This window comes from Bacillus sp. FJAT-27245 (genome assembly GCF_001273955.1).
Lineage (GTDB): Bacteria > Bacillota > Bacilli > Bacillales > Cytobacillaceae > Bacillus_D.
Genome location: NZ_LIGI01000003.1, coordinates 1 through 6,365, shown reverse-complemented (window position 1 = coordinate 6,365; position 6,365 = coordinate 1). Strand labels below are relative to the sequence as shown.

General features: G+C 49.3%; 5 protein-coding genes and 1 other annotated feature. Of the genes, 3 read left to right on the top strand and 2 right to left on the bottom strand.

Annotated elements, in window-relative coordinates:
* The coding region (locus ADU24_RS23610; RefSeq protein WP_231689714.1) for a hypothetical protein at positions 1-227 on the bottom strand (227 nt) is incomplete at its 3' end.
* A gap of 100 nt (positions 228-327) precedes the next feature.
* On the opposite strand from ADU24_RS23610, the gene spoVID reads away from it, so the two are divergent.
* Both spoVID and ysxE read left to right on the top strand, forming a co-directional pair.
* Entirely contained in the window at positions 328-1,449 is a 1,122-nt protein-coding gene (spoVID, locus tag ADU24_RS22365; RefSeq protein WP_053369064.1) for a stage VI sporulation protein D, read from the top strand.
* A 215-nt stretch (positions 1,450-1,664) separates the two neighbouring features.
* Positions 1,665-2,696 carry a spore coat protein YsxE gene (gene ysxE, locus ADU24_RS22360; protein WP_053369063.1) on the top strand — a complete coding sequence of 344 codons (1,032 nt, stop codon included), beginning with the start codon at positions 1,665-1,667 and terminating at the stop codon, positions 2,694-2,696.
* A gap of 21 nt (positions 2,697-2,717) precedes the next feature.
* Here ysxE and ADU24_RS22355 read toward each other — a convergent pair whose 3' ends face one another.
* On the bottom strand, positions 2,718-2,906 hold the full coding sequence (locus ADU24_RS22355) for a hypothetical protein (RefSeq protein ID WP_053369062.1): 189 nt from the start codon (positions 2,904-2,906) through the stop codon (positions 2,718-2,720).
* A 157-nt stretch (positions 2,907-3,063) separates the two neighbouring features.
* Positions 3,064-3,300, top strand: a binding site (T-box leader).
* 235 nt (positions 3,301-3,535) lie between these two features.
* On the opposite strand from ADU24_RS22355, the gene ADU24_RS22345 reads away from it, so the two are divergent.
* A complete protein-coding gene (locus ADU24_RS22345) occupies positions 3,536-6,178 on the top strand; it encodes a valine--tRNA ligase (RefSeq protein WP_053369060.1) in 2,643 nt (880 codons plus the stop codon).
* Positions 6,179-6,365: the final 187 nt, after the last annotated feature.

Below are 6,365 nucleotides of genomic sequence, written 5' to 3'. Positions count from 1 at the left end.
TTTTGCTGATAAACCCTTCTTTTGCTGATAAACCCTTCTTTTGCTGATAAACCCTTCTTTTGCTGATAAACCCTTCTTTTGCTGATAAACCCTTCGTTTACTGATGACCCCCTACGTTTACTGATAAACCCCCCATCGTTTACTGAAAAACAGTCCACGTTTACTGATAACCCCCCTTTGAATGCTGATAAAAGCATATCCCATTGCTGATAAACATACCCAATCATCTCTTACAAAGCTGATTTTTTATCATAAAGCCTTTCCGGGACTCATAAAGTGTAAGTGACATGGTGATTTTTTTAGAAGGACACGAAAGGAGGAGTCGCTTTGTCCCAGGAGAAGCAATCGTCTTTACGGTTTTCTTTGGAGGAATCCTTGTGGTTTCGGAAAGGACAGGAAGTCGATGAACTTGTATCGATTTCTTTGAGCCCGGATATTACGATCCAGGAAAATGACCAGTATGTCAACATTCGCGGCGCGCTGGATTTGTCAGGGGAATATGTTTGCCAATCGGGCGGCCTTGAGGAAGATTCCGAGGGAGCACCTGGCTTGAGATATGTCCAGTCAGTCGGGCAAAGGGAAGAGGGGCTTTGCGAATTTGCCCACCGCTTTCCGGTTGACATTACCATTCCTGTAAACCGAATTGCGAGCATTTATGATATTGATGTTATCGTGGACTCGTTCGATTATTACTTTACAGAAAGAAGCTGTATGAAGTTGACCGCGGACTTGATCATCAGCGGGATTTACGACGGCCAGAGTTCCGTGGTGGAAGAGGATGCGGGGGATGAGCCGGAAGAGATCGCGCTCACGGACCGGGTGTTTGAAAGTGTGCAGGATGAGGATGAAGCGGAATATGAGGAAGAATATGAAGAAGAATATGCCGGATACCCCGGGGAAGTCCCCGAGGAGGAGTTGATTTTCGAAGCGGAAGCGAGGCGGATTCCCGAGGATGATTCAGCTGATAATCCCGCCGCTTTTTCGACATTCCCATTCCCGTCGTATTGGAATCAGTTCCATGGAGTTCTTCCATTCAATCCGGCACGGAGCGAAGACCATCTGGATATGAATGCAGTGCCGGGTGGGCACCACCAGCAGCCGGACCAGCAGGAGGTGCAGGAATACGCCGGAGAAGAACATATGGAAGCGGAAGCCGAGCATGCCGCCGAGGAAGTTGAATCTTCGTCAGCCGTGCAGGAACCGGTGAAAAAGAAGAAGGGCAAGAAAAAGAGCATGTCGCTCACTGAGTTTTTCGCGCGGAAGGATGAAGGGGAGGAGCAGGCAAAGCTTAAAGTTTGCATCGTCCAGAAGGGGGATACACTGGATCGGATTTCCGACAGGTATGCCGTGTCCATTCAGAATCTTCTTCGCTACAACCGCCTTGACCTGAACCAGGATGTGTATGAAGGGCAGGTTTTATATATTCCTCTCGTACTGGCGAAAAAGTAATTGTCCATTAGAAGTAGTGCGGGTGGACGGTTTACACGCAACCGGTTTGGAAAAACGAAAAAAACTACCAGGGCAGTTGAGTGGGTGGACGGTTTACACCCCGACCAGCCAAAAAGCCGGCAATAAATAGGCAACTACATGCAGTTGAGCGGGCGCACACTCGCTCTCTGTTTGTTTTAAAATGGAGGACTCTCCAAAAAGCGAGCTGAATTCCAATGAATGAAAATAACCGCTTGAAGGAATTCGCCGAAATCCTGCAGCCATACATGCTCAATCCCTATTATGTGGAGGATTATGGCAAAATCAAGAAGGTTTATAGCAACAAAGGGACGTTTGCCCTGAAATCGATCGATGCACGAGAAGGGATCGATTTTATCCGGTATGTCCACGACTTGTACCAGCGAGGCTACAACCGGATTGTGCCGATTTATCCGGCGATGGACGGGCGCTATGGGATTCTAGACGGGCAAAAGCTTTACTACCTCATGCCCTGGCTTCCGAATGATATAAAGGACGGGCTTGATAACCGGAATTTGCAAATGGTCCGCGAACTAGCAAGGCTTCATACGCTGTCGGCCCGCGAAGTCAAAGTCGGGAAGGAAATGCGGCAGGAGCATTTTGATAAAATGATCGCCCAGTATGAAAAAAACCAGGAGTTCCTGGATGGATTCGTCGAACAATGCGAAAAAAAGGTTTATATGTCACCGGTCGAACTGCAATTCTGCCTGTATTATAGTGAAATCTCCCAGGCTCTAAGGTTTTCAAAGGAAAAGCTTGAAGCATGGAAGGAAGAGAGCAAGGATCTCGAAAAGGCACGGATGGTCATCACCCATGGAAAATTGTCTCCGGAGCATTTCGTTTACAATGAAACGGGGCAAGGTTATTTTATAAACTTTGAGCAGTCCGGGTATGGTTCGCCTACGCATGACCTGCTTCCATTCATGTCGCGGATGCTTGAAACGCAGCCGCGGAGGAGCGAAGAGGCGGTCGAATGGGTAACGCATTACTTCAAATACTTTCCGTTGAAACCGGATGAGAAGCTGCTGTTTTACAGCTACCTTTCCCACCCGCTTCAAATTACAAAAGTGGCGGAGGCGTATTTCTACAGGCGTGGGGCGAAAAATGAATTCAGGTCCTCAAGAAAACTTTTAAAAGAATATTGGCGTCTTAAAAATACAGAATATGTGGTCATGAGGCTCGCGGAAATCGACCGCGCGCAGCAGACAGCAAAAGAAGGAGCCCAGTGAGTAACCAGTCACGAGGGCTCCTTAAAATATGTCCAGATATATAGCAGTAGCGAGCAAAATAAGAATTGCCAGCAAAAGCACATCTAATGTAGTAGGGAAGATGATCGTCCTGATTCCCTGGAAAATGGAAAACGGGATGCAGAACTGTGCTGCCACTGCCCGAATCGTCCTGAGCCACGGAGGATATCTAAATCGGTTGAATCGTCTCACGGAACATCCCTCCCGGTGCATGGTACATCATTATATGCTGGAGGAGCCCAGAATGTGTTGGCCCATTTTTCAAAAAAGGGGGTAAAATCGAAAAAAAGTGGGTATCCTGATTGACGTGACGCCTTCTTTTTGGGTAGTATAATATATAAATTCATAGCAAAAAGCTTTGACAGGGAAGAGTACGATGCCCAGTTGCTTTCCAGAGAGGGAAATTTACGAGCTGAAAGGTTTCCCAGGCAGCCCATTGGAATGTCACCCTTGAGCTTCTTCCGCGAATGGCCTGAGCGCCTGGTAGTGGGAGACGGATCGACTCCGTTATTCAATCAAGTGCCGGCATGTTTATTTTGTGCCGGAAAAAAGGTGGTACCGCGAGCGCACTCCATTCGTCCTTTTATTGGATGAATGGAGTTTTTTTATTGGAAAAGCGGAGGCGAGCGGTTAGCGACGTATGGACTGGAGGGCCCCGAAGGAGATAAAGGAAACACGATGAACGTAGTGAATCGATGTTGACTTATCGTAGCGAGGGGACCGAAGTACACTAGGCGCTGCTCGCTGAAGCTAGCCAAGGAAAAGCGGAGGCAGCGTTAATCGCGCCCCCCGTTTTAAGAGTATATCAAGGAGGAATTACGATGGATCAAAATGAAATCAGCATGCCGACGAAATATGACCCGCAGTCGATCGAGCAGGGACGCTATGATTGGTGGGTGAACGGGAAATTTTTCGAGGCGAAGGACGATGAAACGAAGGAGCCGTATACGGTAGTTATCCCGCCGCCGAACGTTACCGGGAAGCTGCACCTTGGCCATGCGTGGGATACGACGCTCCAGGACATCATCACCCGCATGAAGAGGATGCAGGGCTTTGACGTTCTGTGGCTGCCGGGGATGGATCATGCCGGGATCGCGACGCAGGCGAAGGTTGAGGAAAAGCTGCGCAATGAGGGGAAAACCCGTTATGACCTTGGCCGTGAAAAGTTCGTTGAGGAAACGTGGCGCTGGAAAGAAGAGTATGCCGGCCATATCCGCCAGCAGTGGGCAAAGCTGGGCCTTGGCCTTGACTACAGCCGCGAGCGCTTCACATTGGATGAAGGGCTTTCCGATGCGGTTAAAAAGGTTTTCGTTGCCCTTTATGAAAAAGGCCTGATTTACCGCGGCGAGTACATCATCAACTGGGACCCGGCCACAAAGACAGCCTTGTCCGATATCGAGGTTATCCACAAGGATGTCCAGGGCGCGTTTTACCACATGAAGTACCCGCTGGCAGATGGTTCCGACCACATCGAGATTGCGACGACCCGCCCGGAAACAATGCTCGGCGATACCGCGGTTGCCGTCCATCCGGAAGACGACCGCTACAAGCATCTTATCGGCAAAACCGTGATTCTCCCGATTGTCGGCCGTGAGATTCCGATCGTTGGCGACGATTACGTTGATATGGAGTTTGGTTCCGGCGCTGTTAAAATTACGCCTGCGCACGACCCGAACGATTTTGAAATCGGCAACCGCCATAACCTTGAGCGAGTCCTTGTCATGAACGAAGATGGCACGATGAACGCGCGCGCCGGCAAGTACAACGGATTGGACCGTTTTGAATGCCGCAAGCAGATTGTCAAGGACCTTCAGGAGCAAGGCGTTCTTTTCAAAATTGAAGACCACCTGCATTCGGTTGGCCATTCCGAGCGGAGCGGCGCTGTCGTAGAACCTTATCTTTCTACCCAATGGTTTGTAAAAATGCAGCCTCTTGCGGATGAAGCGATTGCCCTTCAGCAGAAGGAAAACAAGGTCAATTTTGTTCCGGAGCGCTTTGAAACAAACTATTTGCGCTGGATGGAAAACACCCGCGACTGGTGCATTTCACGGCAGCTATGGTGGGGCCACCGGATTCCTGCCTGGTACCATAAGGAAACAGGCGAGGTGTATGTAGGCGAAAATGCCCCTGCGGATGAGGAAAACTGGAAGCAGGACAATGACGTACTTGATACATGGTTCAGTTCGGCGCTATGGCCATTTTCGACGATGGGCTGGCCGAATGAGGATGCAGCTGACTACAAGCGTTACTTCCCGACCGATGTACTTGTAACAGGTTATGACATTATTGGCTTCTGGGTATCGAGGATGATTTTCCAAAGCCTTGAGTTTACAGGGGAGCGCCCGTTCAGGGATGTCCTCATTCACGGACTCGTTCGTGACGCGGAAGGCCGCAAGATGAGTAAATCGCTCGGTAATGGCGTCGACCCGATGGATGTGATTTCCCAGTATGGCGCCGATTCCTTAAGGTACTTCCTTTCAACGGGAAGCTCGCCAGGCCAGGATCTCCGCTATAGCACTGAGAAGGTTGAAGCGACGTGGAACTTCGCGAACAAGATTTGGAATGCTTCCCGTTTCGCCTTGATGAATATGAACGGCCTTAAATATGAGGAAATCGATTTGAGTGGCGAGAAGTCGACTGCTGATAAGTGGATTTTGACTAGGCTGAATGAAACGATTGAAACGGTAACCCGCCTGTCCGAGCGCTATGAATTCGGCGAAGTCGGCCGCGCGCTTTACAATTTCATTTGGGATGATTTCTGTGACTGGTATATCGAAATGGCGAAGCTTCCTTTGTATGGCGATGACGAAGCTGCCAAAAAGACGACCCGTTCGATTTTGGCATACGTTCTCGATAATACGATGAGGCTGATGCATCCATTCATGCCGTTCATCACGGAAGAAATCTGGCAGCACCTTCCGCACAAAGGAGAATCGATTACGACTGCGGCCTGGCCAAAAGCTGATGCTTCGCTGACGGATGAGGAAGCCGCTGCTGAAATGAAGCTGCTTGTTGAGATGATTCGCTCTGTACGAAATATCCGCGCCGAAGTGAACACGCCTTTAAGCAAAAAGATCAAGATGCTCGTTAAGGCGAAGGATGAAACGATCCTTAATATGGTTGAAAAGAACCGCGCCTACATCGAGCGCTTCTGTAACCCTGAAGAGCTTCAGATGGGAACGGACATCGCCACTCCTGACAAGGCGATGACAGCCGTAATCACAGGCGTTGAAATCATTCTTCCGCTTGAAGGGCTCATCAATATCGAGGAAGAAATCGCCCGTCTTGAAAAAGAAAAGGCGCGCCTCGATAAAGAGGTTGAGAGGGTCCAGAAGAAGCTTGGCAACGAAGGCTTCGTTAAAAAAGCACCTGCAAGCGTGATTGAAGAAGAACGTGCCAAGGAACGGGATTACTCCGAAAAGCGTGCGATTGTTGAAGCGCGCATCAAGGAATTGAGGGGCTAAACCTGTTTTGTTTGGATAAGTGAGTTGGGGAGGCGAATCTCAAATGGGATTCGTCTTCCGGCTGTTAAAAAGATTGGCTTTTGGCAATCTAAAGACCGTTTCGGTGAAGAAACCGGTGTGAAACGGTCTTGATGAGGGTTCTAAAGACCGTTTCGGTGAAGAAACCAAGGTGAAACGGTCTTGATGA

What these genes read in the sequence shown, in the direction of transcription:
- ADU24_RS22345 (WP_053369060.1), top strand. Translation starts at nt 3,536, where the DNA reads ATGGATCAAAATGAAATCAGCATGCCGACGAAATATGACCCGCAGTCG.
- ysxE (WP_053369063.1), top strand. Translation starts at nt 1,665, where the DNA reads ATGAATGAAAATAACCGCTTGAAGGAATTCGCCGAAATCCTGCAGCCA.